The sequence below is a fragment of the Bradyrhizobium sp. sGM-13 genome (assembly GCF_018398875.1).
In the GTDB taxonomy this organism is placed as follows: Bacteria; Pseudomonadota; Alphaproteobacteria; order Rhizobiales; family Xanthobacteraceae; genus Bradyrhizobium.
The window spans coordinates 1-322 of record NZ_JAGWDK010000250.1 but is presented as its reverse complement, the minus strand read 5'-3'; the positions used below and the strand labels follow the sequence as shown (position 1 = coordinate 322).

Below are 322 nucleotides of genomic sequence, written 5' to 3'. Positions count from 1 at the left end.
CCCGCACGTCGAAATATAGTGCTTCCCAACAAGCCAAAAAGTCGGCCGCGAGGCGATCGTTCCGCCGCAATCGCGTCGAGGGCCGGCTCGGACCTTAGGAACCGCTGGGGGGCGGTGGCGGATTAAAAAGATGTAGCTTTGCCGGGATGCGAACGGGTCGCGCCTAGCGGCACGGCCGTTCTGCCCTTAGAATTCAGCCGAGCTCCATCTCGACGGCGATCCGAATCAGGTCCGAATGGCTTTTGGCACCGAGCTTCCGCTTGAGCAGGGACGTAATGTTGGCCACGGTCTTGTAGGAAATTTCCAGCATATCGGCGACTTC

1 protein-coding gene is annotated in these 322 nt (G+C 59.6%); it reads right to left on the bottom strand.

What is annotated here, in order from left to right:
- Nucleotides 1–193: 193 nt before the first annotated feature.
- On the bottom strand, nucleotides 194–322 hold a 129-nt coding region (locus KJQ96_RS38965; protein WP_249735106.1), incomplete at its 5' end, for a LuxR C-terminal-related transcriptional regulator.